Source organism: Halorubrum orientale, assembly GCF_059623105.1.
Genome location: NZ_JBSPSR010000007.1, coordinates 239405 through 265674, shown reverse-complemented (window position 1 = coordinate 265674; position 26270 = coordinate 239405). Strand labels below are relative to the sequence as shown.

The window sequence follows — 26270 nt, the reverse complement described above, 5'->3', positions numbered from 1 at the left end:
GATGACCGATCCGCTCGTCGAGGTCGTGCATGCTCGCGGTCACGAGCACGTGTCCGCAACGCATGTGAGCACGTTCGAGGTCACCACCGACGACTGGCTCACGCCGGCCGGCGATTGTATTCTGGCGGTCGAAGCTAACCGTGCTCCACGTGACTTCTCGACAGCGTTTCGGGACGCGTGTGCGACGACCGAGGCGACGGTCACGGTGACAATCACCGTGGAGGGCCCGTCGGCGACTCACACTGAAACGATCGTGGGGCGCGGTGATCCCGGACTCAACCTCCTCAACGACCGGTCGCTGGTGGCGCGCACGAGCGACTATACCGACGACGCGCGGACGATCCTCGTCGGTGCCGACGCGGCCGCGGCCGACCTCGACCGAGACCTCGTTGAGGCGCTCGCCGCCGGTGCGCCCGTCAAGTTGCGGCTGTCGGTCAGAGACTGAGGTCCCGAGTCTAGGGGGACGTGACCGACACCGGTTCACTGTGTTATTTTCCAACTGCCGTTGTGTGAGACACAGGCAGTCGTGTCCATCAGAGGTGACAGCCTCCCCGTCGTGCACAGTGGTTGCTGAACCACGCGCTACGTATCGCTGAGTAACAACAGATCGTGTGTGAACCGCCTCGGGGTCAAGTGGTTCGAGACGCGGAACGTCTCGTCACCACGGAAATCTCCGATTTCCGTACGACCCCGAGGCACTCGGTCTGCTCCGCCTGTAGAACTCGGTCGCGTCGATGGACTCGCCGGGAGTCCCGTGAGCGAAGCGAGGGGGACGTCGGCGAGGGAATGACTGAGCGAACGAAGTGAGCGAAGGAGTGGACTCGCCGGGATTTGAACCCGGGGCCTCTCCCATGCCAAGGGAGTGATCTACCACTGATCTACGAGCCCGCGTTTGCATTCAAATGTATCCTGCTGTATCTATTAAGCGCTTCGACTCGGCCTGCAGATCGGGCGACTCACAACCGGTCCGAGTCGACGTAGACGTCCAATTCGACGCTCCGTGAGGACCCCTCGAGATCTCTGACTGCCCGCTCGACGACCCGCTCGGCCTCGGATTTGATCAGCGGGATCGCCTTCTTCAACACCCACTCGAAGGAGACGAGCCGCGGTAGATCGAGCACAGCTGGACTCGCCGAACTGGGGTCGAACTCCACCTCGAGGGCGACCCGACAGCTGGCTGCACTCGAGTCGTCGTCACGCCGACCGGCTTCTGCAGCCCCTATCTCACGGGTATCGGGGTCGCCCCCATCGTCCGCCATCGGCGTCACCCGCCATCGACCCCCAGCATCGATGTCCTTCGTGATTGTCCAGTCGATCGTGGCCGGTGGCTCCACGTCGGTCACGCGTGAGTGGGCGGTGTACGTGAGCTTCCACCACGAGAAGTTGAGTGCGTAGCGGGTTCCGGGACCACCGTCACCGGTGAGCGTCTCGACCTCCTCTAAGTACGCCGAGTACCGGGCGTACTGGGGGAAGTCGACGAGAAAATCGTACACCGTCTCCGGGTCGGCGTACACCTCGGTGCACACGACAAGTTCGTCCACACCGAATCCTTCGGGCGGGAGTTAATAAGCGGTCCGGGCGCAGACCCGAACCGAGTTGGCTGTCCCGGCTCAGTCGTCGCTCGAGACCTGGCCAGTCGTATCGCGGCCGGCGTCAGGTGTCTCGTCGGCGGGCGACGGGAGTGTGTTACGGACGTCAGCACCGACACCCTCGTCGATCACCTCGGCGTACGCGTCGGGGAAGACTCGCACGAAGTCGTTGAGTGCCGCCTCCCAGTCATCAAGCAGCGCCACGGCACGGTCGCTGTCGGTGTAGCTCTGGTGGTTCTCAATGAGCCGCCGGAGCATCGCCTCGTCACTGTCGTCAAGCTCGCGTGAGAGCGAGACCATCCCGCGGTTAAGCCGGTCAGCGAGCTGGTCTTCGGGGTCGTACACGTACGCGATACCGCCGGACATCCCGGCCGCGAAGTTCCGGCCGGTCTCACCGAGCACCGCGACGACGCCACCGGTCATGTACTCACAACCGTGGTCACCGACGCCTTCGACGACCGTAGCGACACCGGAGTTGCGAACACCAAAGCGCTCGCCTGCCATGCCGTTGACGTACAGCTCGCCGTCGGTCGCGCCGTACAGACATACGTTTCCGGCGACGACGTTGTTAGCGGGGTCGTAGCCGGCGTCCTCAGGCGTCGAAACAACGATTCGCCCGCCAGAGAGGCCCTTTCCGACGTAGTCGTTGGCCGCACCAGAGAGCTCGAACGTAACGCCGGCAGCAAGGAACGCACCGAAGCTCTGTCCGGCGTGACCATCGAACCGGCAGGCGACCGTGTCATCAGGGAGTCCGTCCCCACCGTGTGCGGTGACAACGCGGTTTGACAACGTCGCGCCAACGGCCCGGTCAACGTTTTCGATGTCTCGGGTGAGCGCGACTGGTGCGGCCTCCTCGATGGCGGGTGATGCCTCCTCGATGAGGTCCCAATCGAGCTGCGCCTCGATGCCAGGATGGGTCTGTGCTCGGGTCTTCGTCCGTGACTCGCCCGCTGGCTCGGCAATCACGGCCGCGAGGTCGAGGTGTTGTGCCTGCTCGTGGTCGGTCTCGCGCTGAGTGAGCAGCTCGGGCCGTCCGATGAGCGACTCGACGTCTGTGACACCGAGCTCGGCCATGAGCTCGCGCAGCTCCTGGGCGATGAACGTCATGTAGTTGATGACGTGGTCCGGCTGGCCGGGGAAGCGCTCTCTGAGGTCCTCGCGCTGAGTGGCGACGCCGACCGGGCAGGTATTCTCGTGACACTGCCGAGCCATTACGCAGCCGGACGTGACGAGCGAGGCGGTCCCAAAGACGTACTCCTCTGCGCCCAGTGCCGCGGCGACGGCGACGTCGCGACCCGTCTTGAGTCCACCGTCGGCCGTGACTCGGATCCGGTCGCGCAGCCCAGTCGCACAGAGCATCTGGTTCGCCTCTGCGAGACCTAGCTCCCACGGTAGTCCCGCATTCTTGATCGACGTCTTCGGTGAGGCGCCGGTACCACCGGAGTGCCCAGAGATGTGGACGACGTCGGCATTGGCCTTCGCGACGCCGGCCGCGATTGTGCCGATGCCGGCCTCTGAGACCAGCTTTACGTTCACGTCGGCTGAGGGGTTTGCGGCCTTTAGGTCGAAGATGAGCTGTTTGAGGTCCTCGATAGAGTAGATGTCGTGTTGTGGCGGTGGTGAGATGAGCCCGACACCCGGCGTCGAACACCGGACGTGTGCGATCATCTCGTTCACCTTCTCTCCGGGGAGGTGTCCGCCCTCACCGGGCTTCGACCCCTGTGCCATCTTGATCTGCAGCTCGTCAGCGTTAGCCAAGTAATCAGCAGTCACGCCGAACCGGCCGGACGCAACCTGTTTGACCGTACACTCTTTTTCTGTGTCGAAGCGCTCTGGCGGTTCTCCTCCCTCGCCGGTGTTCGACTTCGCGCCGAGTCGGTTCATCGCGATCGCGTTGTTCTCGTGGGCCTCCGGCGAAAGACTCCCGAGGCTCATTGCAGCCGTCGAGAATCGCTCGACAATCGACTCGACCGGCTCAACCTCCGATATCGGGACCGGGTCTCGGTCCGACTCGAACTCGAGGAGGCCACGGAGCGTCTGGAGCCGTTCGGACTGGTCGTTGACCAGCTCGGCGAACTCCTCGTACGCCTCGTAGTCGCCGGCACGTACCGCCTTCTGAAGCGTCCCGACCGTCTCGCGGTTCCAGCCGTGATACACCCCAGACGACCGGTTCTCGTACTCGCCGGTCGTCTCAAGCTCCGGATCGGCGCCAAATGCCATCGCGTGTCGCGTACGAAGATCGTCTTCGATCTCTTCGATGCCGATCCCCTCGGTCCGAATCTCGGTTCCCTCGAAAAACTCGGCGACGAAGTCGGAGTCGAGCCCGACTGCCTCGAATATCTGGGCACCTTGGTAGGACTCGACCGTCGAGATCCCCATCTTCGCCATCGTCTTCAACAGACCGTCTTCGAGTGCGCCGCGGTACGCCGCGAGTGCCTCGGCTTCGTCTGCCCCGTCCGGTCCTGCAACGACGTCGGCGATCGACTCGTACGCCAAGTACGGGTCCACCGCGTCGGCACCGTAACCGACGAGCGTCGCCATGTGGTGGACCTCGTGGGGCTCACCAGACTCGACGACGAGTCCAGCCCGATTTCGGAGTCCGTTTCGCACAAGATGGTGGTGAACGGCACCGGTGACGAGCAGACTCGGCACTGCGAGCCGATCGGGACCGATTGCACGGTCGGAGAGCAGTACGATGTCTGCACCCGCCTCAATCGCCTCTGCGGCCTCGCGTCGGATGTCGGTGATAGCGTCGGTGAGTGAGGTGTCGCGGGCGTACGTCGTATCGACGGTTGCCGCAGAGAATTGGCCCTCTGCACGGTCATCGACGGCCCGCAGCGCGTCGGTCTCGGCGTCAGAGAGAACGGGCGACGATGCAACTATTTGTCTGGCGTGTGCGGGCGTCTCTGCGAGCAGGTTTCGCTGGTTGCCGATGCGCGATTCGAGGGAGGTGACGAGCTCCTCGCGAATGTAATCGATTGGCGGGTTCGACACCTGTGCAAACAACTGCTTGAAGTAGGTGAAAAGCGGGCGGTCGACGTCCGCGAGCACAGAGAGCGGCGTGTCGTCCCCCATCGAGCCGACCGGGTCTTTGCCCTGCTCGGCCATCGGCTCGACAAGGTGATTCAGTGAGTCAGTCGTGTAGCCGAAGGCGGCCTGGTGTGCGCGGACCGACGGCGTCTCGTGGTTATCGATGCCGGTCGCGAGACCGTCATCGGCGACGATGTCGCCCAACTCAACCTGCTCGTCCTCGACCCACTCTCCGTATCGTTCGTCGGTGAGCTCGGCGAAAACCTCGTCGTCGGGGACGATGCGACCGGCTTCGGGGTCGGCGACGAAGATCTCACCCGGCTGGAGCCGGCCGCGGTTGGTCACGTCTGCCGCATCAGTCGGGAGTGCGCCAACCTCGCTCCCGACGATCAACCGGTTGTCGGTCGTGACCTCGTACCGACACGGTCTGAGTCCGTTCCGATCGAGGACACCGGCGACCTTGTCGCCGTCGAAGCCAATAACGAGCGCCGGGCCGTCCCACGGTTCGACGAGTGAGGCGTGGTAGTCGTAGAAGTCTGCACGGTCTTGTGACATCAACTCGTCGCCGCGGAATGCTTCGGGAACGAGCATTCGGAGGACGTGCGGGAGGTCGCGACCGGTCTGTAAAAGCAGTTCGGCCGCGTTGTCGACGCTTGCGGTATCTGACTGGTTGGGGTCGTCGATCACCGGTCGAATCGTTTCGAGCTCCGCGCCGAATGCTGGGTGTTCAAGATCGTTCTCGCGGGCTCGCATCCAGTTGACGTTCCCGCGAATGGTGTTGAACTCGCCGTTGTGCACAACGTTTCGATATGGGTGTGCGAGGTGCCATGCGCCGAGCGTGTTCGTCGAGAAGCGCGCGTGTACCAGCGCGACGTGGCTGGCGAACCGGTCGTCGGCGAGGTCCGGGTAGTAGTCGGCGAGCTGTGAGCCCCTCAGCAGGCCCTTGTACACGACCCGCTGTCGGTCGAGCGAACAAACGTAGAACCGGCCTGCACCCGAGATGTCGGCGACCGCCGTTTCGATCTCGCGTCGAGCCGCATAGAGCGCGCGGTCGAAGCCGAGTACCGCTGGATCGACGTCGTCGGGATCGCTCGAAGGGTCGGTGAATCGCTCGGCGAGCCCCGCACCCTCGACCGGAGCGACGAAGAGTTGGGCGACGTGTGGCTCGGATTCGAGTGCGGTCTCGCCGAGCCCCTCGTTGTTCGTCGGCACGTCTCGCCAGGTGAGCACCTCGAGTCCGTACACCGAGAGCACCTCGGCGATGACGTCGTGAATCTCCGCCTGGACGCTCGGTTCGGTCGGCATGAACACCGACCCCACTGCGTACTCCGAGGGCAACTCGGCGTCGACGACGGTTCGGAAGAAGTCGTCCGGGCGTGCCACCATGATCCCGGCGCCGTCACCGGTGTTCTCTTCTGCGCCGGTCGTTCCCCGGTGTTCGAGGTTCTCTAACAGCTGTACTGCGTCCGATACCGTCTCGTGAGTCGGTCCGCCGTCGAGGTCGACGACTCCACCGATACCACAGTTCGACCGGTCGTCAGCCGGGTCCGCGAGCCCCTCTCGCTCGCGACCGGCGCCGGTCGGTGACGTGCGGGTGGTACTACGTGACTTGGTCATACGTACACACACGGAGCGCCGCTTAAATGTATAACCCTGATACGGGTAGGATCTATCGCATACACATTAGGGAATATAAGGTAATTATTCATCAGGGGTGGATATCAGGATATACAGTCACGGATCGATCAGTTATGGGCCCAGCTGCGAAAGATAGTACTATGATCGTAGAGAATACTGGGCGCTCGACGCGCGGCTTCGGATATATATCGCCGTATGTTCACCGTTCGATCGGTACGTACGTGCCGTTGATGTCCCAGTGGTGGATACAGTAGACGTCTCCGACCTCGGTTGCGATCTGCCAGCCGTCGGCTTCTTCGTCCCAGTGTTCGGTACGGCCACATCGTTCACACGTTCGCTCTGTCGGCGGTGCAATCGTGACGCCCATGACGCTCGCTACGCGGCTATATATAAAAAGCGTACCGTCGTCGACTCCTGACGAACCACGATGTCCTGCTCGCGACGTCACCATGTATCACGTACAGTTGCGCACCCACCGCATCACCGTACGACGTCGACGTCACCCTGCACGAGAGATCACGGGTACAACTCGTGCACGCGCGGGAGGCCTACGACGTCGTCGTGAAGGGAGGTCAGACGGGCCACGGCCTCACTCCGCTCGTGTGCGCGCCGCGATCCCGGCCACGACGAGGAGTGCGACGACGGCCGGCACGATGCCGAATCCGGAGACGTCGTACGCCGTTCGGCGAATCGGGGCGTCTTCGAAGCCGGGGAGTTCATCCGACCGAGGGGTGCCGCTCAGTTCCTCGGCCCGTGACTCTCCACCGTCGGGGGTCGAAGAGACGGTCTCCGACGTGGCGTCGGATTCTTGATCGGCGGGTCCGGACCGTCGCTCCTCGTTCACAGAACGTTCGCTCGGATCGACGGCGGGAGTGGTGCGGGCGGTGAGCACGGACTGAACGCCAGATCGCCGACTCGCAGTCGTCGCTTCCCCACCGTTTCTCGTGCCCGCTGTAGCTGCGCCATCGGCGGGGTGGGCGCCACCACCACCGCCTCCACCGCCACCGCCTCCGCTACTGCCACCGCCACCACCACCGCCTCCACCGCCACCGCCACCACCGCCGCCTCCACCACCACCGCCTCCGCTACTGCCACCGCCACCACCGCCTCCGCTACTGCCGCCTCCGCTACTGCCGCCTCCACCGCCACCACTGCCGCCTGCGTCCGCCCCAGTACCGTCGTTGTCCCCTCCAGGACCGGCCGCTTCGTCTGGACCATCTTGCGTGTGGTTGCCGTCCGTGGTGCCGTCGTCGGCCTCTCCGCCCGAGACGCTGGCACCGCCGCTGCCATCGTCGCCGTCGGCACTCCCGTTGGTGCCACCGCCGGTGCCACCCGTGTCCCCAGTCTCGTTGCCTGGGTCAGTACCGGAGCTGGTGTTACCACTGCCCCCCTCAACCCCACTGCCGGTCTCACCCTCGGTGTTTCCACCGTCGTTACCGCTTGCGTCCGCCCCGTCGCTCCCGCTTTCACCACCACTGGCTTCACCACCGCCGCTCCCTCCCCCACTCGTTCCGCCACCACTCGTTCCGCCACCACTCGTTCCGCCACCACGACTGCTTCCCCCGTCGCTCGTTTCGCCATCTCCGCTCGTCTCGTCGGAGCCACTGCCAGAGGTCCCAGTACTGTTGCTTTTCTCGCCGTCGGCGCTCCCACCAGTGTCGCCGTCGGTGGGCGTCGAGGTGTCCGTCGTCGAGTCTGTGTCTCCTGTGGTAGCGTCTGGGTCGGTGGGTTGTGTCTCGTTCGAGTCGGACGAATCGGTAGTGGTCTCGTTTGTGCCAGTCGTGTTCGACGGCGACGAGCTGGTGTTCGTCGTGTCGGCATCGGCGGTCGACGGCTCGTACCGGAGCGGTACAGACACGGTCTCTGCTTCCGAGTCACTGCTACCCGAGAGCTCCCGGAGTCGGTCGTCTGTCACCGAAAACGTCGGTGTGAGAGACGCCGTGGTCCCGTCTGCGTGCGTCGACGACCCGAGCGTCTCGGCCACGCTCCCGACGAGGTACAGCCCGTCGGTGTGAGTGACGACCGTCGTCCCCACAGCCGTCGTCCAGACGCTTCGATTGGTTGGTGTGTCGTGAGCGGTCCACACGGTGAACCCGAGCCCAGCGGTCTCGTCGAGGTCGGTCCCCGTCTCGAGCGATCCGGGTTGCGTCGCCTCATAGCCATCCAGCCCGGTCGCCTCGATCGCGTACACGACGGTGTCGTCGTCCGTCACCGTCGTCGCCGGTGTGAGGGTCCCGTTCGAGCGTGCCTCTACGATCGCAGCCAGTGAGTCGAAGGCCGTCGGCTCTCGTGACGTCGAGTAGACGGTCAGGTTGCTCGTCGACCGGTTCTCGAGGCTGACCGTCGCCGTCTCGGTCGCACCGCTCGGATTCGCCGTAGCAGTGAGGACGTACGCTCCAGGTGACAGAGATCCATTCGTCGACGTGGTCGACACCGACGTCACGGTCGTAGAGGGGGACACCGAAAGGAGCTCGCCGGCGAGAGACGGGTCACCGAGTGCGTAGGTGTTGACCCCGATCGAAGTCGGCACAGACCGTGGAGTCGCGATCGTCGCAGTCGCGAGCGCGCCGTTATCGTTGGCAGGTGAGAAGGCGAGAGAGGTAGTATTCGTACTAGCATTAATGGTGAATCTAGCGATTTGACCTAAATGCGGCGGCAGTCGAGAGTACGTAACTGACGGCGATTGTGAATTTATAATACTTAGTCTTAGCGAGGAAGTCGTTGTCGAATGCGTGTCTGTTACGGTTACAGAATAGTTTCCCGCATCTTTGGGATCAAACGATATAGTAGCATTACCAGTTGAATTTGTAGCTGTTTTTTGATATTCCAATATATTTCCGCCGGATTCGGAGATGTTTATAATTAGTGTTCTGTTGGGGATAGAAGTAGTCATGTCTACTTTTATACTGTCTTCTTCTGATATATACTGTGGCTTGGTTTCTAGTGAAATGTTTAATTTTTGAATATTTATGAGAGAATCTCCTGCGTGTCCTGTGTTAGTAACCGTATACTCCCCTACTCTTAGCCGTGAAGTGTTATACAGTAGAACTTGACTGTCATGTGTAGATTCTAACTGTTGAGTGACTCCATTTTGATCAAGTTCAACAGTGAACTCCCCAGGAGAAGTTGCCTCAAATACGATAGATTCTCCACGGGCAACAGATGTGGTCGTATCATTTGAAATGGTATTTGATGCAAATGTATTATTATACACCTCTGTCCTTATCGGGAATCCGGTACTTTCCGGTACGATATTCTGGAGCGAGATCGTCTGTACATCATCCAAATTAACATTAGGATCAAAGATTTCAGAAGTGTACAACTGTAGTGTATTATTGTATATAGCATATGAATTACTGTCATTAAGTAATATAGGTTTTGTTTCTGATTTATTATAACCCAAAATAATTTTTCCTGAATTACTAATTTTGTGGCTGAACACTATTTCAATAACGCTAGGATTCCCGTCAGCTATTCTAGATATATAGCTAACTGGCCGACGTACTACTGACAAGTTAACTGGAGGAGATATCTGCGCAGTATCAACCGCATATATCGTTTGATAATGGGGCTCTCGGTTTCCAGGGTGTATTGTTACAGTTATGTCTGTAGTATTGGTTATTTCCGGTATTGTCACGTCCATATTTCCTTCTGATGCTATTTTTTCAGTCAGAATGTTTTCGGTTGTGTTGTTCGTACGATGAATAACAATATAATCAGATCCTGGGTTCTCTAAAGAGATGTTCTGCAGATGGACAGTGTTACTGAGAGCGTCGTAGCCAGCAATATCAACGGTTGAACCTGATGAGATTGTAAAGGAGGTTGTGACAAAATAGCCCCCTTGTTCTAATGAATAAGTGACCGATTTATTTAGCTTGGATTCAGACGTAGGGTCAAGTGAGACAGCGGTCGTATTTATGTTGTCAATGAGAATATCATACGTTCCAGTTGAGGAGATTGACGACGCATTGACGATGATCCTAGGACTTGATGAATCTGGGTTATCAATGTATACCCCGTCAGTAATTACGGACTGATCGTTTCTAATAGAGTATGATGACGAATTAGCATCTAGTTTGGCTCCAAGGTCAATTAGCTGATCTACATTGACAACTATTGGATTTGAGTCACTGTATACTTCTACACCAGAGATAACTTGCTCCTCAGTTGGACTTATTCCAATATCGTCTGCTTTGCCAACGTCGTAAATGAATGCACTCGCTGTTCTCACATCTGTAGCAAGCATACCACCAGCAACAACCAACAGCACGATCACCGTCGCCCAGAGCGTTTTGTTAGCGTTCATGTGTGTCTTCCCCCTCCGAGAGCCGTCGCTAGCGAAGAACGCGACCTCCTACTCCGCTGCGCCCGCAGACGGGCGGGCACCGACGGGTGGTGGGGCACGTTCACCGAGACGTATCGATTATAAATTTATTTCGAGCCGAGTAATTTCTTCATCGTGAAACATCTGCAGCGCCCAGAAATAGTGGTCGTTCTCAGGATCCTACGGGGTGATGACGGCTCGCCCATCGATCTCGCCGTGCTCAAGCTTTTCGGCGACCGTGTTCACGTCGTTGAGGTCGTATCGGCTCGTGTGTAACTCGACGTCACCCTGCTCCACGAGCGCGACGAGCTCTTGGAGTTCGGCGTATCGACCGACGATGTTCCCGACGAACGAGAACTCACCATTCACCAGCGCCTGGGCTGGCTCGTGGATGTGGCCGCCGTAACCGATGATATGGTGATCGCCGCCGGCCGCGGTGATGTCCGGTGCGTACGCGGTCGTCACGTCCTCGCCGACGAAGTCGAGCACCTGTGCGGCACCGGTGTCGTCGGTAATCGCCGCCACCTCCTCGCGGACGTCGGCGCCTGTGGGGTTGACCACGGCGTCGGCACCGTATCGCTCGGCGAGTTCCAGTGCGGAGTCTTTCACGTCGACTGCGGTGATCCGTGCGGCACTCATCGCGTCGAGACACTGCAGGCCGATGTGGCCGAGTCCCCCGATGCCGATGACGACTGCGTGGTCGCCCGGGTTGAGCTCTCGGACGGCCTTCTTCGCGGCGTGATACGCCGTGATACCGGCGTCGGCGTGCGGCGCGATGTCGATCGGGTCGACCCCACCGGGCAACGGAATTACCGACCGCTCGCTCGTGTGGAGGTAGTCGGCGAAGCCTCCATCGGTGGTGAGTCCGTTGAACGCGTCGTTCTCACAGTACATCGTCTCGCCGAGCCGGCAGGGCCGGCACGTCCCGCAGGTCTGTACCGGGTGACAGATCACCGCGTCACCCTCCGAGACGAGCTCGACGTCCTCGCCGGTCTCGACGACCGTCCCCGCGTTCTCGTGGCCGAGTGTCATCGGCAACTCCTGAGGGACGTACTCTGCCCACATTCCCTCGATAATGTGATTATCTGTTTGACACCATCCGGCGCCCTCAACGTCGACTATCACGTCGCTCGCACCCGTGGCACTCGGGCGGTCGACCTCGTCGATCGCGAGTCCATCGGTCATGTCGTCGGTGTACGCGTGGAGTCGTGCTGCTTGCATGCACGACACACTTCGCTGGGGGCTATCATAAACGTTCGTTATGAATGATCGAGGCGTCCGCTCACAGGAACGGTCGAAGCTCGCCGAGTGGCGGGAATCGCAGTGGCTCGTCGGCGTCGTTGTCGAACACGACCGGTTCGAGCGCGTCTGCGTCGGTCAAAAGCGGTGAGGTGAACGCTTCGGTGGTCAGTTCGTTGACGACGACACCTGACGCCAATCGGGTAAACGCCGGAAGACACACCACGTCGGCGCCACGGAAACACCCTCGGCCGTGGAGTACACATGGATGCCGGGCACCCTCAAGAACGATCGTCGGGTGCACGTGCCCGAAGAGGTACCTGTCGGCCGTCGTCGTCGGCAGTTCGTGGCCGTGACAGACGACCGTGTGTGAGCTCGTACCATCGTCTGCGAGGACGTACGCGTCGTGAAGTGGTCCATCCCACACGTTCGCGAGCCCGACATCGTGGTTGCCAGCGACGAGGACGAGTTCGGCACCGGCGTCTGCACAGGTGGTCTCGAGCGCTTCGAGCGTCTCACGGCTGTGATCGCTCACCCGACCGAACGTGTGGACGACGTCCCCAGCGATCACGACTGTTTCGGGGCCGAATCGGGCGAGCAGTCTGTCGAGCCCCTCACGCATGTCTGTCGCTGCACCGAGCGGGAGCGAGACCGCGGACGACTCGTCGCGGCCGATGTGGGTGTCGGCAATTACGAGCGTCGCAGCCGTCTTGAGGTACACCCCTCGCCCGGTAACGGTGATATCCGTCACCGACCGAACCCGGATCGTGCCGTTCGCGCGCCTGCCCGAGTAGAGGACGGTCGGCTTCCATCTGCGTGGTCACTGGCCGTGGCGTACGCCTCCTGTACCCGCCGAAACGTCTCCTCGTCGCCGCCGCGGTCGGGGTGGGCGTCTTTTACTCGCTCACGATAGGCGTCTCTCACCGCGTCGGCGTCGGCGCTTGGCGGAAGTCCGAGCTCGGCAAAGGCGTCTGTAACAGACCGATTCGGTGCCGACCGACCCGCAGGCGACTCCTGATCCGGCTCTGAGACGTCGAATGGGAGTCGTCTGCCAAGGCCACGACCAGGCATCTCGTGTTCACACAACACAGCGTACACATCTGCGCCGTCTAGTCGAAAGTAGTCGTGTGCGTCGAAGGTCACCGCGACGTCCCGCGCCGGGAGGTAGAACGGGACGGTCACCTCACCAATTGCGTGGTTTTCGTGGAATCGCTCGTCGATAGCGCTCAGGTATGCTCGTATCTCGGCGTGTCGGCGCTCCCCGATACCGCCCGAATCATTCCCGCTCGGCTGTTCACGCGGCGGCGAGAGCCGGCTACCGAAGTAAAAGACGAGCGCAACGCCGACAGAGGCGACCGCTCCGAGAGCGACACCGGCAATCACCCACGGCGGAAGCCCACTGGGTCCAACCACGGTCACGCCCGCAGTAACGCGGCCGGGGGTATGAATCTCTCGGAGCCGATCACGTCGCGACGGTGAGTCGCACGCACGTGGAGACGGCGAGCCACGCGCACGCCGCCGGTCAGATCAACCCGTTCGCCTCGACGGCTGCCATCACGTCGTCGACGAGCGACTCGACGGTGTCGTACGGAAACTCCTGCTCACCGGCGAGTTTGGTGGCAAGCTCCATTGCAGTGAAGCTTATCTCGCCCGCCTCGAATCGCGTTGCCGGGCCGTTCGGGAGCGCGGGAACGAGGTCCATCTGGCTCTCGACGGGGAAGTCTGCGCCGGCGAACGCGTCGAGAAACTGTTCACGAAGCTCCGCTTTGGCCTCAGTCATGTGCACACGTGGCCAGAGCGCCCGCAAAAGGATTGCGACCGGACTCGGTCAACCTCGCTCGTCACGACATTGGGTGCCGGAACCTGCGATACTTTGTCCATGGAACAAGGAATAGTGGATATGGACTGGCCGTTCGACGACAACCTGCTCCGTGAGCTCACAGAGGCCCGTGGCGTCCCCGGCTACGAAGACGACGTACGCGAGATCGTCTGTCGCGAACTCGACGAGACGGTCGACCGCGTCCAGACCGACGCGATGGGGAACGTCGTCGGCACGCTTGAGGGGTCACGCGACACTAGCCTCGCAGTGGCAGCACACATGGACGAGATCGGGTTCATGGTTCGACACGTCACCGACGAGGGGTTTCTCCAAGTCGATCCGCTCGGTGGGTTCGACGCGCGAGTACTTAGAGCCCAGCGCGTGACGGTCCACACGGCAGAGGCGGACCTCACCGGCGTGATCGGGTCGGTACCGCCACACACACTCACCGACGAGCAGCGCGAGGCCGACGATGAGGTCGCTGACGTGTATATCGACCTCGGACGCGATGGCGAGGCGGTCACAGAACTGGTGTCCGTCGGCGACCTCGTCACGTTGGATCAGACACTGACCGAGCTGGGCGACTGCGTGACCGGCAAGGCACTTGACGACCGTGTGTGTTTGTTCGCGATGCTTGAGGCGGCCCAACGGATCGAGGACCCCGCTGTGACGATCCACTTTGCCGCGACGGTCCAAGAGGAGGTGGGGCTCCGCGGGGCCCACGCGCTCGGCGTCGATATCGACCCCGACTTGGCGATCGCCCTCGACGTCACCGTCGCCAACGACGTCCCCCAGATCGGCGAGCCAGCGGACGCGGTGACCGAGGTCGGCGAGGGAGCGGCGATCAAGCTCAAGGACTCCTCGGTGATCACGAGCCCAAAGGTCCACCGACGCCTGACCGCGGTGGCTACGGAGCGCGACATCGCACACCAACACGAGGTGCTCCCGGCCGGCGGAACGGACACCGCAGGCTTTCAAAACACGCACGGCGCGAAGCCTGTCGGCGCGATATCGATCCCAACGCGGTACCTACACACCGTCACCGAAACAGCCGCTGTCGACGACATTGCCGCCACGATCGACCTTCTGACTGGATTCTTGGAGACCGAGACCGGCGAGTACGACTACACCCTGTAGCGGCCGAGCGCCGTGTCGCGGCTGCTCGAGACAGGACACCCCACGGCCCCTCGTGGCCGGTGCAGACCAAACTCGTTTTAACCGTCGGCGTCGAATCGCGGGATAAGGTAGTTATCTATGGAGATGCCACGCCGATTCAATACGTACTGCCCGCACTGTGACTCCCACCAGGAGCACGAGGTCGAGAAGGTGCGCTCGGGCCGCGCAACCGGGATGAAGCGCGACGCCCGACAGCGGCGCCGCGCCCTCGCGACGATCGGAAACGCCGGCGGGTACTCGAAGGTGCCCGGTGGCGACAAGCCAACAAAGAAGACCCACCTCAAGTACCGCTGTGGTGACTGTGGAAAGGCGCACATGCGCGAAGGATGGCGTGCCGGCCGACTCACCTTCCAGGAGTGAGCATGGCAGGAAGCTTCTACCGCGTCGTCTGTGCGGACTGTGAGAACGAACAGGTCGTCTTCGGCAAGGCCGCGTCCGTCGTATCGTGTGCCGTCTGCGGCACGACACTCGCGACCCCTACGGGTGGGGACGCCGAGTTGCAGGGTGACGTCGTCGAAACCGTTGAGGCACGGTAACCGCCTCACATCCACTCATGAAGTACAGCGGCTGGCCCGAACCCGGTGAGCTCGTGGTCGGCGACGTCGACGAGATAGCCGACTTCGGCGTCTTCGTCGACCTCGACCAGTACGAAGAAAAGCGCGGCCTGTGTCACATAAGCGAGGTGGCGTCCGGCTGGATCAAGAATGTCCGCGACCACGTCCGCGAGGGACAGACGGTCGTCGCGAAGGTGCTCGAGGTCGACGAGTCGTCGAACCAGATCGACCTCTCGATCAAAGACGTCAACGAACACCAGCGTAAAGAGACCATCCAAGACTGGAAAAACGAGCGGAAAGCCGATAACTGGATGCTCATCGCGCTCGGTGAAGACGTCTCTGATGACCGGTATACGTCGGTTGCGAACGCCCTGTTGCGCGAGTACGAGTCGTTGTACGACGCCTTCGAGGCGGCGGCGATTCACGGAGACGAAGCCCTCGAGGACGCCGATGTCGACGCGGACGCGGCTGAGGCGATTGTCGCCGCAGCCCGCGAGAACGTTTCGGTGCCATATGTAGACGTAACGGGATACGTCGACCTCGAGTCGATGGCTGCCGCGGGCGTCGACCATGTGCGGGAGGCCCTCGAGGCGGCCGCGGGGAACGGCGAGATACCAGACGGTGTCGACCTCGATGTCGCATACGTCGGCTCGCCGGAGTACCGAATAACCGTCCGGGCGCCCGACTACAAGACGGCCGAAGACCAGCTTGAGGCGGCCGCCGAGCGCGCCCGTTCGACGATAGCCGCCGCTGGTGGAATGGGTGCGTTCCACCGCGAGCGACGCGAAGACGACGAGTAACTCGGATACCAGAACACCTGATGCGATCCGATATTCGCGTGTGCTCGACGTGGGAAACCGATCACGACCGACCGGTGTACACCCTCACCGATACCTGTCCGATCTGTGGCGCACCAGCCAAGAACAGTGCACCCGCACCCTTCGATCCGACCGATCGGTATGGAGAGTACCGTCGCCGCGCGCGTCCGGACGCTCCCGATTGATGACCGGTCGCGGGAACAAGGAATATCGGAATAGCCACGCTCTTGTGACCGCCGACCGGACAGATGCGGTATGGACGACATCGAAATCGACGAGGTGGCAACGCCGACCCTCTCGGAGCCGGTGCTCATAGAGGGGCTCCCAGGCGTCGGACACGTGGGGAAGCTTGCCGCAGAGCACTTGCTCGAAGAGTGTGACAGCGAGCTAGTGCGTCAGGTGTATTCGACCGAGTTTCCGCCACAAGTGAGCGTCGAGGGCGAGGACGGCGTCGCATCGCTCACGTGTGCGGAGTTTCACGCGGTTGAGACCGACGGAGCGGACCTGCTCGTGTTGACCGGCGATCACCAAGCAGGATCGAACGAGGGCCACTACCGGCTGACGTCGACATTCCTCGACGTCGCCGAATCGTTCGGGGCGACGCGCGCGTTTGCACTCGGTGGCGTGCCGACAGGTGAGTTCGTCGAGGAGTACACCGTCCTCGGCGCGGTTTCAGGCGACGCGCTCTCTACGGAACTCCGTGAGGCTGACGTCGAGTTTCGGACCGACGAGCCGGCTGGCGGGATCGTCGGCGTCTCTGGTCTCGTGCTCGGACTCGGGGCTCGACGCGGGTTCGAAGCAGCGTGCTTGATGGGTGAGACGAGCGGCTATCTCGTGGATCCAAAGAGCGCCCGGGCGGTTCTCGAGTCGCTCTCGACGTTGCTTGAGTTCGAGCTCACATACGAGTCACTCGAAGACCGCGCCGAGGAGATGGAGGAAGTGGTCGGGAAGATCCAAGAGATGCAAGACGGCCCGGCTATCCCTGACGACGACCTCCGGTACATCGGGTGAATCATCCGCGCAGGGTGTTCGGGTTTCGGCAGAGCTAAATCGGGTCCCCGGTCATCGATCGTGTATGACAGAGGTACGCGTCGCTGGCGTCGGACTCACGCGGTTCGGCTCGCATCCGGACCGAACCGGGCGAGACCTCTTTGCGACGGCCGCCGAGCGCGCGTTCACTGACGCAGACGTCCCGCGCGCAGATGTAACGCGGCTCAACTACGGCAACTTCATTGGCGCGCTTGCAGAACAACAGGGACATCAAGCGCCGTTGATGGCTGAAGCCGCGGGAATCCGTGCGCCGGCCACCCGCTACGAGTCGGCGTGTGCGTCCGCCGGCGTCGCAGTACGGGAGGCAGTTCGGACGATCCGTGCCGGGGATGCCGACGTCGTCCTCGCCGGCGGCATGGAACGGATGACGAATCTCGAGACGCCGGCGGTGACCGAGGGCCTCGCGATGGCCGCCGACGACCTCTTCGAGGTTCGCGCGGGTGTGACGTTCCCAGGGGCATACGCGCTTTTAGCTCGTTCGTACTTCGAAGAACACGGCGGCACCCGACGCGACCTCGCGCATATCGCCGCGAAGAACCACGCGAATGCGGTGCCGAACGAGTACGCGCAGTTCCGCGATCCGATCTCCATACGAGACGCGCTCGACGCCCCACCAGTGGCCGACCCGCTTCACCTCTACGATGCCTGCCCGATCACCGACGGGGCGAGCGCTATCGTGCTCGTCTCGGAGTCGTACGCTGCCGACAACGACATCGACGCGCCAGTAGCCGTCACTGGGGCCGGCCAAGGATCGGACCGGTTGGCGCTCGCAGACCGGGCTGATCTCACGCGAACGCCGGCCGCGGTCGCCGCCGCGGAGACGGCGTACGACGCGGCCGCAATCGAACCCAAAGACGTCGACGTTGCGGAGGTCCACGACTGTTTCACCATCGCGGAGGTGCTCGCGATCGAGTCGCTCGGGCTGGCCGAACCGGGTGCCGGCATCGCCGCCGCCCGCGACGGGGTGACGACTGCCGACGGCGACACCCCGGTGAACCTCTCTGGCGGGCTCAAAGCGAAGGGACATCCCGTCGGCGCCACGGGCGGCTCACAGATCGTCGAGGTGACCCGCCTGTTGCGCGGTGACCATCCGAACAGCGAACACGTCCCAGACGCGCGAGTCGGCGTCGCGCACAACGCCGGCGGAACAGTCGCGAGCGCGGTCGTCCACGTGCTGGAGGTGGCCCGATGAGCGCCCGCGAAGAGGGATACGACAAGTGGCTCGACGCACTCCAAGCCGGGAACGGACACGCGCTCGTGTGTCCGGAGAGGCACGGGTCGCTTCCGCCCCGCCGGGTGTGTCCGACGTGTGGGGCGACTACGCTGTCGCGCGAGCCGCTGCCGGAGACGGGTACTCTAGAGACGTTCTCCGTGGTCCACGTTCCGGCACCGCCGTTCGCCGGAGACACTCCGTACGTGACCGCGATCGCGTCGTTTGGTCCGGTGCGGCTGACTGGTGTGCTCCGCGGGGTTGACCCGAGTGCCATCGGTGGTGGCAAAGATGGCCGCATTGACGACGGTGCCGACGTCGACGTGGGCACGCGAGTTTCGGCCGGCGTCGAGACGCGAGACGGAGCGGCCGATCGAGTCGTCGTGTTTCACCCAATCGGAGACGACACCGAGTGAAGCGTGGTCGTCGGAGTCGCTGCGGTCTGACCGTCAGCTACTCGGTGACGATTTCGATCTCGTGGCCGTCGGGATCCGTGGTGAACGCGTAGCGGTTATCACACGATTCGGGGTCACGGTAATCACGCGCTTCACGTCCCATCAGGGTCTCCCAGGCGTCATCAAGGTCGTCGACGGCGAGGGCAAGGTGGCCCCAGGCGTCACCCATCGTGTAGCTGCGCCCGTCGTAGTTGTAGGTGAGCTCGATTGACATCGCCTCGTCAGGAGCGGCCGCAGGCTCGACAAAGTAGTTCGCAAACGTGTCGGACTCCCAGCGACTGACCTCGTCGTATTCGAACTTTCGGCTCCAGTAGCCGAGTGCCGTATCGGCGTCTTCGACCCGGATCATGGTGTGATCGAGGCTCCACTTCGCGCCGTGGTCGCGCTTGACGATCTCGACTTCGTGGCCGTCGGGGTCTTTGACGAACGCGTACCGGTTGTTACACGACTCGGGATCGCGGTAGTCTTCGACGCCACCTGCAAGCAGTTCGTCGTACGACGACTGGAGCTCGTCTTCTGGCACGCGAACTGCGATGTGGCCCCAGGCGTCACCCATCGTATACTCCCGGTCGTCGTGATTGTACGTGAGCTCCAACAGCGCACCGGACTCGTGGACAGACTCCGGGCCGAGGAACACGTTGGTAAACGTGTCGGCATCCCATCGGCCCTTCTCCTCGTAGCCGAGGTGCGTCTGGTACCACTCGAGGCTCTCCTCGAGGTCTTCAACGCGCATCATGACGTGATCGACGGTGGGCTCCATACGTGACAACTCGGCGGCTCGACGCAAAAGCATACTGAAACCGGCGTGGCTCCGAAGCGTGTGCAGACGGTATCGTCCGCGAGCCGCACCGCGATGTCGGCACACACTTGCCTGCGCCACAGAAACAGCGGGTATGGACGCCAGTTACTTGCCGTACGCGATCCTGGCGATGGCCGCGTACACGTTTGTGTCACCGCTCATGCGGCTCGCAACCACCGGTCCCGACGCCGTTCCGAGCGACGTCGCCGTCATCGTCTCCAACGCGCTGCTCATCGGAATCGCCGTCTCCGTCGTGTGGTACACCGATCAAGGATTCAGCACCCACCTGAGTTCGCCAAAGCTGTCGTACGTGCTTGTCGCCGGCATCTTTCTCGCGGTCGGAATCCTCGCGTTGTATCGGGCGCTCTCGCTCGGTCCGGTAAGCGTCGTGACGCCGATCTTTGCGCTGTTTCTCGTCTTCTCCTCGCTCATCGGGGTGGTCTTGCTGGGTGAAACCTTCTCGGCGCGGAAAGCACTCGGGATCGGCTTTGCGGTCGTCTCCGTCTACTTGGTCTCTGGTGCATGAGCTGCATACCTCTTGATACGCTTGTCCGATCGATCCGGAAACGCCCGCCGCGTGAGCAAACACCTTTGACACGCGGGCGGTAGACCAACCGGTTCAGTGGTCTCCGTTCCGAATCCAGTTCGCCTCGTCGTACTCGCCGTGGGTCTTTTATTGGCCCGACTCGGCATCATCGACCGCCACCGGGTGGTCCGGACGACGGACTTGGCGTGGCCGCGGATCGTCACCGGTATCGCCCGGATGTCGAAGAACGCAGTCGACGTCGCGATGGTTGGCGTTGCCATCGGTACTAGCGCGGTTGCCGGTGTCGGGTTCGCCGGCCCGTTCTGGGGAATCGCGTTCGCGATCGGCGGAGGCGCGGCCGGTGGTACGATCGCGCTCGTCTCCCAGCGATACGGGGCCGAGTCATTCGAGGAACTCGGAGACGCCGTCCGCGCAGGCGTGCTTCTCGTGGTCGTCGCCAGTCTCCCGGTGACGGCCGTCTTTTACGCTGTTCCCCACGAACTTATTTCGCTGCTCTCCAGTAACGAGCAGGCGATCACCTACGGTGCCGACTACCTGCGGATTGTCGGGTTCGGGGTCCCGTTCGCTGGACTCAACCTCGTCGCCAGTCGGGTGCTCGTCGGCTGTGATGACGCGTACACCGCGATGCAGCTCCGGGCCGGCGGTGCGGGTGCGAACGTCGTGTTGAACGCGGGGTTCATATTCGGGTTGGGATGGGGTGTTGAGGGCGCCGCGCTCGGGACCGTCTTTTCGAACCTCGCGGTCACGGCCGCGTTCGCGCTCGGGATCGCGCGCGGGCGACTTCCCGTGCTCGGCGCGTTTCCCGTCGCGATCGACCCGTTCGGGTCGTATCTGAACCGTGAGATGCTCTCTGATCTCGTTGAGATCGGGCTTGCGGTCGGCGCGCGCAACCTCGTCTGGGTCGCCGCGGAGTTTCCGATGTTGTTCGTGCTCGATATTTTTGGAGAGACGACCGTGGCTGCGTTCGTGATCGCCCGTCGGATCTGGGGCATTATGAACACCCCTGGCTGGGGATTCGGTCTGGCGTCCTCAAGTCTCGTCGGGCAGGCGCTCGGCTCAGAGGACCCAGCCGAAGCCGAGGCGTACGCCCGCGATATCATCCGGTTTTCCGTCGGGACGTATCTCGTGAGCGCCGGGCTCGTCGCCGTCTTCGCGCCCGACATCGTGGCGTTGTTCGTCGAGGACCCGACGAGTCCGGAGGTGCCGATCGCAGTGCAACTCGTCTATGCGGCCTGTATCGCGGTCGTCTTTCAAGGCGTCTCCGGAGGTGCAGCAGGGCCGCTTGACGCCGCCGGCGACACCACCGTCCCGTTTGCGAGTCAGTTTGTCGGGATGTTCCTCGTCGCCATTCCGCTCACGTATCTCGGGGCGACGACCGCGCTCGGACTCTGGGGGCTCTACCTCGCATTCCTGGCTGAGACGTCGATCCCCGCGTCGATCAACTACTGGCGCTTCCGGTCGGGGCGGTGGAAAGCCATCAGCGAGGCGTACCGTCCGGACCCGGTGGCCGTAGACGACTAACCGACGACCCTACCCACCACCCACTCGACGCTCTACTCAAACACCCGTTCCGGTGGCGCGTGCCTCGTAGGCCGCCGAAGGCGGACTCGCGAGCGCGTGCGAGGGATGAGCGAGTCGCCAGAGGCGACTCGCGAATCGGCTGGGGAGGGCGTGGCTGAAAATCGTGTCCGGGTGTCGTGCGGTCGTCTTGGTCACACAGTCATCGGCATATGAGAGCAAATCAGCAGGAGAGGGCATGAGTAAGTAGTACCCATGCATCGCAGTGTCGTGTTCGACACACGCGGTAACACAGAGACACCATCCTACCCGGAGCTTATCACGACGACAGTCGAACTGCCCGGGTACGTGCAGCGACGACGACTCCTCAGCGGACTCGGAGCCGGGTTCATCGGGTGGACCGCAGGTTGTGTGTCTACCACCAACGATACCGACGACACCAACGATACCGACGACACCAACGATACCGACGACACCAACGATACCGACGACACCAACGATACCGACGACACCAACGATACCGACGACACCAACGATACCGACGACACCAACGACACCACCGCCAACGACACCGATACGAACACAACACTGGCGGAGCATTCCCGAGCGATCACCATCGTTTGCAGGTCACGCACTTCGACATCGAGAACGGTCACCCTCGAACTGTCGAGAGACACAACACAGATACAACAAACCACGTTCCAGCTCGATCCGAACTCCGAAACAAGAATCACGACACCCATCACAGAGCCGGGTCGCTACGAGCTTACCGTCTCAGTAGCGGCGGGCCCGACGACCACACGGCCGTTCGCGATCGACGACTACGACCTACGCGCGGGGTCGAACCTCATCGTGGAGATCAGCGGGTCTGACATTATGGTGGTACTTCAAGAGTAGTGCTCAACAGCCCGCGACGTCACCTGCAAGCGCCAGCGCTATGCGGTCTGTGTGCTTTCGGCGCCACTTAGCCCCTCAAAGAAACTCACGATCGCGTCGATAAGCGACTGAAGCGCACTGAGATCGATACCTGTCAGAGAGGATCCTCCGTCGGCAGCGCCAATACCGGCGAACAACAGGACCACGGCTCCGAGTGCGGCCACTGAAAGTGTAGTACGGTACATACAGAGAATATACACACGCATGCAACTAAAACGCTGTGCTCGATCTGCGTGTGAACGAGCTACGTCGCGGCCTCCCCGTTCCCTTCTCTAGTCGTGCCGGAAACATCGCGTGCCCGTGAACGCCATCGCGATATCGTGTGCGTCGGCGGCGGCAATCACGTCTTCGTCGTTGACCGAGCCGCCGGGCTGAATCACCGCTTCAACGCCCGCTTCGGCTGCCTCCTCTATCGCATCCGGGAACGGGAAGAACGCGTCAGAAGCCATTACGGCGCCGTCAGCGGACTTACCCTCGGCGTCAGAGTCGGCTTTCATCGCCGCGAGCGTTACCGCGTCCACGCGTGACACCTGACCCATCCCCACGCCAACCGTTTCGGTGCCGGTCGCAAAGAGAATCGCATTCGATTTGACGTGCTTGATCGTCTTCCACGCGAACGTCATCGTCTCGAGCTGGGCAGCCGTGGGCTCGCGCTCGGTTACAACCTCGAGATCGTCGACAGTCGGCGACTGAGTGTCTCGCTCTTGGACGAGCCGACCGCCGACGAGTGGCTTCTCGGTGAACTGCTCGCTCGGCTTGGCGGTGTCGGCGAGCGGCCCCACCGCAAGCACGCGGAGGTTCTGTTTCGCGGTGAGTACGTCGAGTGCGCTGTCGGTGTAGTCGGGAGCGACGACGACCTCTTTGAACGACTCGGCGACGGCTTCGGCGGTGTCCGCGTCACACCGTCGGTTGAGCGCGACGATACCGCCGAACGCCGACTTCGCGTCGGTCCGCAGCGCCCGGTCGTACGCGTCGGCAAGTGTCTCGCTCGTCGCACACCCCGCCGGGTTCGTGTGTTTGATCACAGCCGCTGCGGGATCGTCGAACTCGGCGACGAGTCGGAGCGCAGCGTCGGCGTCGTTGTAGTTGTTGTACCCCATTCCCTTCGCGCCGGAGTTCAGCTGGTCAACGCCGACGACGGTGGCAGTCGCACACGTAGCGTCGGCGTACAACGCGGCGTCTTGATGCGGGTTCTCACCGTATCGCAGCGTCTCGGCTCGATCCTCGGAGACGAGTCGCCGCGTGGGGAAGGCCCCGCCGACGTCTGCGTCGACGGTCACCGAGACGGGGATGCCTGCGTCCGTCGTCTCGACGTCGACGTCCCCTGAGGCGAACCACCGCAGCGCCCGCGGATACGCGCTGAACTCGGCCTCGTACAGGACACGGTCAGCAAGCGTCTCGACGTCGTCGTCTGCGTACACCGGAACGGGTTCTTGAGCGAGGATCGGGCCGTCGTCGACCGCCTCGGTGACGAGGTGGACGGTACAACCGGTGGTTCGCACACCAGCATCCAGGACCTGTTCGTGGGCGTCGGTTCCAGGGAAAGACGGGAGCAACGACGGGTGGACGTTGAGCGTCGGCGGCGCCGCCGACAGGAACGTCTCCGTGAGCACGCGCATGTACCCGTCTAGGCAAACGAGGTCGGCGTCGTAGTCGGCCAGTCGGTCAAGGATGCGCTGTTCGTGGCTCTCACGTGATTCTCCCGAGTCGCGCTCGACGACCTCGGTCGGGATGCGGCGCTCGGCGGCCGCCTCGAGGATCGGGGCTCCCTCGCGGTTGCTCACCACGACGGAGAGTTCGGCGCCACCCGGCGCGACGTCGTCGATGTGTCGAAGGTTTCGCCCGCGGTTGCTGGCGAGTCCGGCGATCTGCATGTGCGAATCGTCCAACCGGTTGCGTTTATCCGTTGCGGTCGAGATGCGGTAGTGTACACAAACACGGACAGATACGGGCGGTAGATGGGCGATCTGCTGCCGACGTATCCACTTCCGTGCACGCACCGGTCGGTCGCATCGACACGCTTTTGCGCGCGCCGGGGGCAGTCGCCGACATGACCGACGACACGATCACGGGGCTCTCTCGCTCGGATCCGCTCGCTGCCGTCTCGCCGCTCGACGGCCGGTACGCCGGGCGAACAGCGCCGCTATCACCGTACGCGAGCGAGGCCGGATTGATGCGCGCGCGGGTGCAGGTCGAAGTTGAGTACCTGATCGAGCTAGCGGGCCTATCGGCGACGCCGATCACCCTCGACGACACCACCATCGATGCACTCCGAGACCTGTACGAATCGTTCTCGGCCGACGACGCCGAGCTAATCAAGGCCCTCGAGGTCGACGGTGCCGCAGGATACGCGGCCACCAACCACGACGTGAAAGCGGTGGAGTACTTCTTGCGCGTGCGTCTTGCCGAGTGGGCCGATAGCGTTGAATCGCGGCGAAGCGACCCCGAATCGCTGTACCCGTGGATCCACTTCGGCCTCACGAGCGAGGACGTGAACAACCTCGCCCAGCGGCTGCTCGTCGGGCCGGCGGTCGAGACGGTGCTCGTGCCTGCGATTCGCGACGTGCGTGACGCGCTCGTCGGGCTGGCACACGAGTATCGGGACGTATCGATGCTCGCCCGGACACACGGCCAGCCGGCGACGCCGACGACCTTCGGCAAGGAAATGGCCGTCTACGCGGCGCGACTCGGCCGCGCGCTCGGCCGGGTCGAGGCCGCTCGTTCGGGTCTCTCAGGAAAGCTCGCCGGCGCCTCCGGCACGTACGCGGCACACGTCGCCGCGTACCCCGAGGTCGACTGGCCGTCCGTCTCGCGGTCACTCGTCGAGCGACTCGGAGTTAAGCACGTCTCGCTCGCGACGCAGGTGAACCCTTGTGACGACCTGGCAGCGCTGTTCGACGCGCTCCGGGGCGTCAACGACGTCCTGCTCGACCTCGACGTCGACGTCTGGCTGTACGTCTCCGACCGCTACCTCGGGCAGCGCGCAGTCGCAGGCGAGACGGGGTCGTCGACGATGCCGCACAAAGTGAACCCGATCGATTTCGAGAACAGCGAAGGGAACCTCTCGGTGGCGAACGGCGACCTGACACTCTTGACCGACTACGTCACGAGTTCGCGACTCCAGCGGGACCTCTCCGACTCGACGGTGAAACGAAACATCGGCGCCGCGTTCGCTCACTGTCTGATCGGCTACTCGAAGACGGCCGACGGGCTCGAGACGGTCGTGCCGAACGAGGCCGTGATGCGGGAGGCGCTGGAGTCGACGCCCGCAGTGATCGGTGAGGCGGTCCAGACGATACTCAGACGCGAGGGCGATACCGAGGCGTACGAGCGCGTCAAGGAGCTCACCCGTGGGTCGTCGGTGACGCTCGCGGACTTCCACGAGCTCTTTGCCGAACTCGACGTGGCCCCATCGGTTCGCGAGGAGCTCCGCGCGCTCACACCGGCGACGTACACGGGAATCGCCGCCGACCTCGCAGACGGTGTCGGTGAGCCGGCGGCGACCGACACGACGGACGCCGAAGACGCGCCGTGAGCGACGGACGGACGAGCCGGACGACCGCTCGGT

25 protein-coding genes and 1 tRNA gene are annotated in these 26270 nt (G+C 62.7%); 14 read left to right on the top strand and 12 right to left on the bottom strand.

The genetic code is table 11. The features are described from left to right. The first annotated feature begins 1 nt into the window (after position 1). Positions 2-445: a DUF371 domain-containing protein gene (locus ACWUI7_RS09770; protein WP_496642025.1), complete on the top strand. Its 444-nt coding sequence runs from the start codon at positions 2-4 to the stop codon at positions 443-445. 371 nt (positions 446-816) lie between these two features. Here the strand turns inward: ACWUI7_RS09770 and ACWUI7_RS09765 are convergent. From ACWUI7_RS09765 to ACWUI7_RS09745, 5 genes are all read right to left on the bottom strand, one after another. Then, positions 817-888 (bottom strand) — tRNA-Ala (locus ACWUI7_RS09765). Between the two features lie 68 nt (positions 889-956). Beyond that, a complete protein-coding gene (locus ACWUI7_RS09760) occupies positions 957-1541 on the bottom strand; it encodes an SRPBCC family protein (RefSeq protein ID WP_496642024.1) in 585 nt (194 codons plus the stop codon). A 69-nt stretch (positions 1542-1610) separates the two neighbouring features. Then, complete coding sequence (gltB, locus tag ACWUI7_RS09755) at positions 1611-6236, bottom strand: glutamate synthase large subunit (protein ID WP_496642023.1); 4626 nt, start codon at positions 6234-6236, stop codon at positions 1611-1613. Positions 6237-6456: 220 nt separating this feature from the next. Beyond that, positions 6457-6624: an HEWD family protein gene (locus ACWUI7_RS09750; RefSeq protein WP_435160492.1), complete on the bottom strand. Its 168-nt coding sequence runs from the start codon at positions 6622-6624 to the stop codon at positions 6457-6459. 222 nt (positions 6625-6846) lie between these two features. Next, on the bottom strand, positions 6847-8787 hold the full coding sequence (locus ACWUI7_RS09745; RefSeq protein WP_496642022.1) for a hypothetical protein: 1941 nt from the start codon (positions 8785-8787) through the stop codon (positions 6847-6849). A gap of 577 nt (positions 8788-9364) precedes the next feature. On the opposite strand from ACWUI7_RS09745, the gene ACWUI7_RS09740 reads away from it, so the two are divergent. Continuing rightward, the gene (locus ACWUI7_RS09740) at positions 9365-9655 is read left to right on the top strand and encodes a hypothetical protein (protein ID WP_496642021.1); all 291 of its coding nucleotides are present in this window, start codon (positions 9365-9367) and stop codon (positions 9653-9655) included. Positions 9656-10761: 1106 nt separating this feature from the next. Here the strand turns inward: ACWUI7_RS09740 and ACWUI7_RS09735 are convergent. The 4 genes from ACWUI7_RS09735 to ACWUI7_RS09720 form a co-directional block, all read right to left on the bottom strand. After that, entirely contained in the window at positions 10762-11802 is a 1041-nt protein-coding gene (locus ACWUI7_RS09735) for an NAD(P)-dependent alcohol dehydrogenase (protein ID WP_496642020.1), read from the bottom strand. Positions 11803-11863: 61 nt separating this feature from the next. Beyond that, positions 11864-12571 carry a metallophosphoesterase gene (locus tag ACWUI7_RS09730; protein WP_496642019.1) on the bottom strand — a complete coding sequence of 236 codons (708 nt, stop codon included), beginning with the start codon at positions 12569-12571 and terminating at the stop codon, positions 11864-11866. Continuing rightward, on the bottom strand, positions 12568-13239 hold the full coding sequence (locus ACWUI7_RS09725; protein ID WP_496642018.1) for a J domain-containing protein: 672 nt from the start codon (positions 13237-13239) through the stop codon (positions 12568-12570). Before ACWUI7_RS09725 ends, ACWUI7_RS09730 begins: the two co-directional genes overlap by 4 nt. Positions 13240-13342: 103 nt before the next feature. After that, the gene (locus ACWUI7_RS09720) at positions 13343-13600 is read right to left on the bottom strand and encodes an MTH865 family protein (RefSeq protein ID WP_496642017.1); all 258 of its coding nucleotides are present in this window, start codon (positions 13598-13600) and stop codon (positions 13343-13345) included. 120 nt (positions 13601-13720) lie between these two features. Between ACWUI7_RS09720 and ACWUI7_RS09715 the strand changes: the two genes are divergently transcribed. The 8 genes from ACWUI7_RS09715 to ACWUI7_RS09680 all read left to right on the top strand — a co-directional run bounded on the left by ACWUI7_RS09715 (position 13721) and on the right by ACWUI7_RS09680 (position 18863). Beyond that, on the top strand, positions 13721-14776 hold the full coding sequence (locus ACWUI7_RS09715; protein WP_496642016.1) for a M42 family metallopeptidase: 1056 nt from the start codon (positions 13721-13723) through the stop codon (positions 14774-14776). Positions 14777-14893: 117 nt separating this feature from the next. Continuing rightward, the gene (locus ACWUI7_RS09710) at positions 14894-15175 is read left to right on the top strand and encodes a 50S ribosomal protein L44e (protein WP_053771189.1); all 282 of its coding nucleotides are present in this window, start codon (positions 14894-14896) and stop codon (positions 15173-15175) included. Between the two features lie 2 nt (positions 15176-15177). Next, positions 15178-15351 (top strand): 30S ribosomal protein S27e, encoded by a 174-nt coding sequence (locus ACWUI7_RS09705; RefSeq protein ID WP_435160499.1) that lies wholly within the window; start codon positions 15178-15180, stop codon positions 15349-15351. A 17-nt stretch (positions 15352-15368) separates the two neighbouring features. Beyond that, on the top strand, positions 15369-16169 hold the full coding sequence (locus tag ACWUI7_RS09700; protein ID WP_496642015.1) for a translation initiation factor IF-2 subunit alpha: 801 nt from the start codon (positions 15369-15371) through the stop codon (positions 16167-16169). 20 nt (positions 16170-16189) lie between these two features. Continuing rightward, entirely contained in the window at positions 16190-16372 is a 183-nt protein-coding gene (locus tag ACWUI7_RS09695) for an RNA-protein complex protein Nop10 (protein WP_496642014.1), read from the top strand. 70 nt (positions 16373-16442) lie between these two features. Next, entirely contained in the window at positions 16443-17198 is a 756-nt protein-coding gene (locus ACWUI7_RS09690) for a proteasome assembly chaperone family protein (protein ID WP_496642013.1), read from the top strand. 64 nt (positions 17199-17262) lie between these two features. Continuing rightward, positions 17263-18429: a thiolase domain-containing protein gene (locus ACWUI7_RS09685; RefSeq protein WP_496642012.1), complete on the top strand. Its 1167-nt coding sequence runs from the start codon at positions 17263-17265 to the stop codon at positions 18427-18429. Further along, positions 18426-18863 (top strand): Zn-ribbon domain-containing OB-fold protein, encoded by a 438-nt coding sequence (locus ACWUI7_RS09680; RefSeq protein ID WP_496642011.1) that lies wholly within the window; start codon positions 18426-18428, stop codon positions 18861-18863. Before ACWUI7_RS09685 ends, ACWUI7_RS09680 begins: the two co-directional genes overlap by 4 nt. Before the next feature lie 37 nt (positions 18864-18900). Here the strand turns inward: ACWUI7_RS09680 and ACWUI7_RS09675 are convergent, their stop codons facing one another. Continuing rightward, positions 18901-19662 (bottom strand): VOC family protein, encoded by a 762-nt coding sequence (locus tag ACWUI7_RS09675; RefSeq protein ID WP_496642010.1) that lies wholly within the window; start codon positions 19660-19662, stop codon positions 18901-18903. 133 nt (positions 19663-19795) lie between these two features. On the opposite strand from ACWUI7_RS09675, the gene ACWUI7_RS09670 reads away from it, so the two are divergent. The 3 genes from ACWUI7_RS09670 (at position 19796) to ACWUI7_RS09660 (ending at position 22663) form a co-directional block, all read left to right on the top strand. Then, positions 19796-20227, top strand: a complete 432-nt coding sequence (locus ACWUI7_RS09670) for an EamA family transporter (protein WP_496642009.1) — start codon at positions 19796-19798, stop codon at positions 20225-20227. A 96-nt stretch (positions 20228-20323) separates the two neighbouring features. Next, positions 20324-21769 (top strand): MATE family efflux transporter, encoded by a 1446-nt coding sequence (locus tag ACWUI7_RS09665; protein WP_496642008.1) that lies wholly within the window; start codon positions 20324-20326, stop codon positions 21767-21769. A gap of 252 nt (positions 21770-22021) precedes the next feature. Continuing rightward, a complete protein-coding gene (locus tag ACWUI7_RS09660) occupies positions 22022-22663 on the top strand; it encodes an Ig-like domain-containing protein (protein ID WP_496642007.1) in 642 nt (213 codons plus the stop codon). A 38-nt stretch (positions 22664-22701) separates the two neighbouring features. Here the strand turns inward: ACWUI7_RS09660 and ACWUI7_RS09655 are convergent, their stop codons facing one another. Together ACWUI7_RS09655 and purN are read right to left on the bottom strand one after the other, a co-directional pair. Continuing rightward, the gene (locus ACWUI7_RS09655; RefSeq protein WP_496642006.1) at positions 22702-22887 is read right to left on the bottom strand and encodes a hypothetical protein; all 186 of its coding nucleotides are present in this window, start codon (positions 22885-22887) and stop codon (positions 22702-22704) included. 87 nt (positions 22888-22974) lie between these two features. Further along, a complete protein-coding gene (gene purN, locus ACWUI7_RS09650) occupies positions 22975-24576 on the bottom strand; it encodes a phosphoribosylglycinamide formyltransferase (protein WP_496642005.1) in 1602 nt (533 codons plus the stop codon). A gap of 176 nt (positions 24577-24752) precedes the next feature. On the opposite strand from purN, the gene purB reads away from it, so the two are divergent. Further along, the gene (gene purB / locus ACWUI7_RS09645; protein WP_496642004.1) at positions 24753-26237 is read left to right on the top strand and encodes an adenylosuccinate lyase; all 1485 of its coding nucleotides are present in this window, start codon (positions 24753-24755) and stop codon (positions 26235-26237) included. The last annotated feature ends 33 nt before the right edge of the window (positions 26238-26270 follow it).

What these genes read in the sequence shown, in the direction of transcription:
- ACWUI7_RS09670 (WP_496642009.1), top strand. Translation starts at nt 19,796, where the DNA reads ATGGACGCCAGTTACTTGCCGTACGCGATCCTGGCGATGGCCGCGTAC.
- ACWUI7_RS09770 (WP_496642025.1), top strand. Translation starts at nt 2, where the DNA reads ATGACCGATCCGCTCGTCGAGGTCGTGCATGCTCGCGGTCACGAGCAC.
- ACWUI7_RS09710 (WP_053771189.1), top strand. Translation starts at nt 14,894, where the DNA reads ATGGAGATGCCACGCCGATTCAATACGTACTGCCCGCACTGTGACTCC.
- ACWUI7_RS09680 (WP_496642011.1), top strand. Translation starts at nt 18,426, where the DNA reads ATGAGCGCCCGCGAAGAGGGATACGACAAGTGGCTCGACGCACTCCAA.
- ACWUI7_RS09735 (WP_496642020.1), bottom strand. Translation starts at nt 11,802, where the DNA reads ATGCAAGCAGCACGACTCCACGCGTACACCGACGACATGACCGATGGA.
- ACWUI7_RS09705 (WP_435160499.1), top strand. Translation starts at nt 15,178, where the DNA reads ATGGCAGGAAGCTTCTACCGCGTCGTCTGTGCGGACTGTGAGAACGAA.
- gltB (WP_496642023.1), bottom strand. Translation starts at nt 6,236, where the DNA reads ATGACCAAGTCACGTAGTACCACCCGCACGTCACCGACCGGCGCCGGT.
- ACWUI7_RS09685 (WP_496642012.1), top strand. Translation starts at nt 17,263, where the DNA reads ATGACAGAGGTACGCGTCGCTGGCGTCGGACTCACGCGGTTCGGCTCG.
- ACWUI7_RS09675 (WP_496642010.1), bottom strand. Translation starts at nt 19,662, where the DNA reads ATGGAGCCCACCGTCGATCACGTCATGATGCGCGTTGAAGACCTCGAG.
- ACWUI7_RS09660 (WP_496642007.1), top strand. Translation starts at nt 22,022, where the DNA reads ATGCATCGCAGTGTCGTGTTCGACACACGCGGTAACACAGAGACACCA.
- ACWUI7_RS09720 (WP_496642017.1), bottom strand. Translation starts at nt 13,600, where the DNA reads ATGACTGAGGCCAAAGCGGAGCTTCGTGAACAGTTTCTCGACGCGTTC.
- ACWUI7_RS09700 (WP_496642015.1), top strand. Translation starts at nt 15,369, where the DNA reads ATGAAGTACAGCGGCTGGCCCGAACCCGGTGAGCTCGTGGTCGGCGAC.
- ACWUI7_RS09690 (WP_496642013.1), top strand. Translation starts at nt 16,443, where the DNA reads ATGGACGACATCGAAATCGACGAGGTGGCAACGCCGACCCTCTCGGAG.
- ACWUI7_RS09695 (WP_496642014.1), top strand. Translation starts at nt 16,190, where the DNA reads ATGCGATCCGATATTCGCGTGTGCTCGACGTGGGAAACCGATCACGAC.
- ACWUI7_RS09750 (WP_435160492.1), bottom strand. Translation starts at nt 6,624, where the DNA reads ATGGGCGTCACGATTGCACCGCCGACAGAGCGAACGTGTGAACGATGT.
- ACWUI7_RS09655 (WP_496642006.1), bottom strand. Translation starts at nt 22,887, where the DNA reads ATGTACCGTACTACACTTTCAGTGGCCGCACTCGGAGCCGTGGTCCTG.
- ACWUI7_RS09715 (WP_496642016.1), top strand. Translation starts at nt 13,721, where the DNA reads ATGGACTGGCCGTTCGACGACAACCTGCTCCGTGAGCTCACAGAGGCC.
- purB (WP_496642004.1), top strand. Translation starts at nt 24,753, where the DNA reads ATGACCGACGACACGATCACGGGGCTCTCTCGCTCGGATCCGCTCGCT.
- purN (WP_496642005.1), bottom strand. Translation starts at nt 24,576, where the DNA reads ATGCAGATCGCCGGACTCGCCAGCAACCGCGGGCGAAACCTTCGACAC.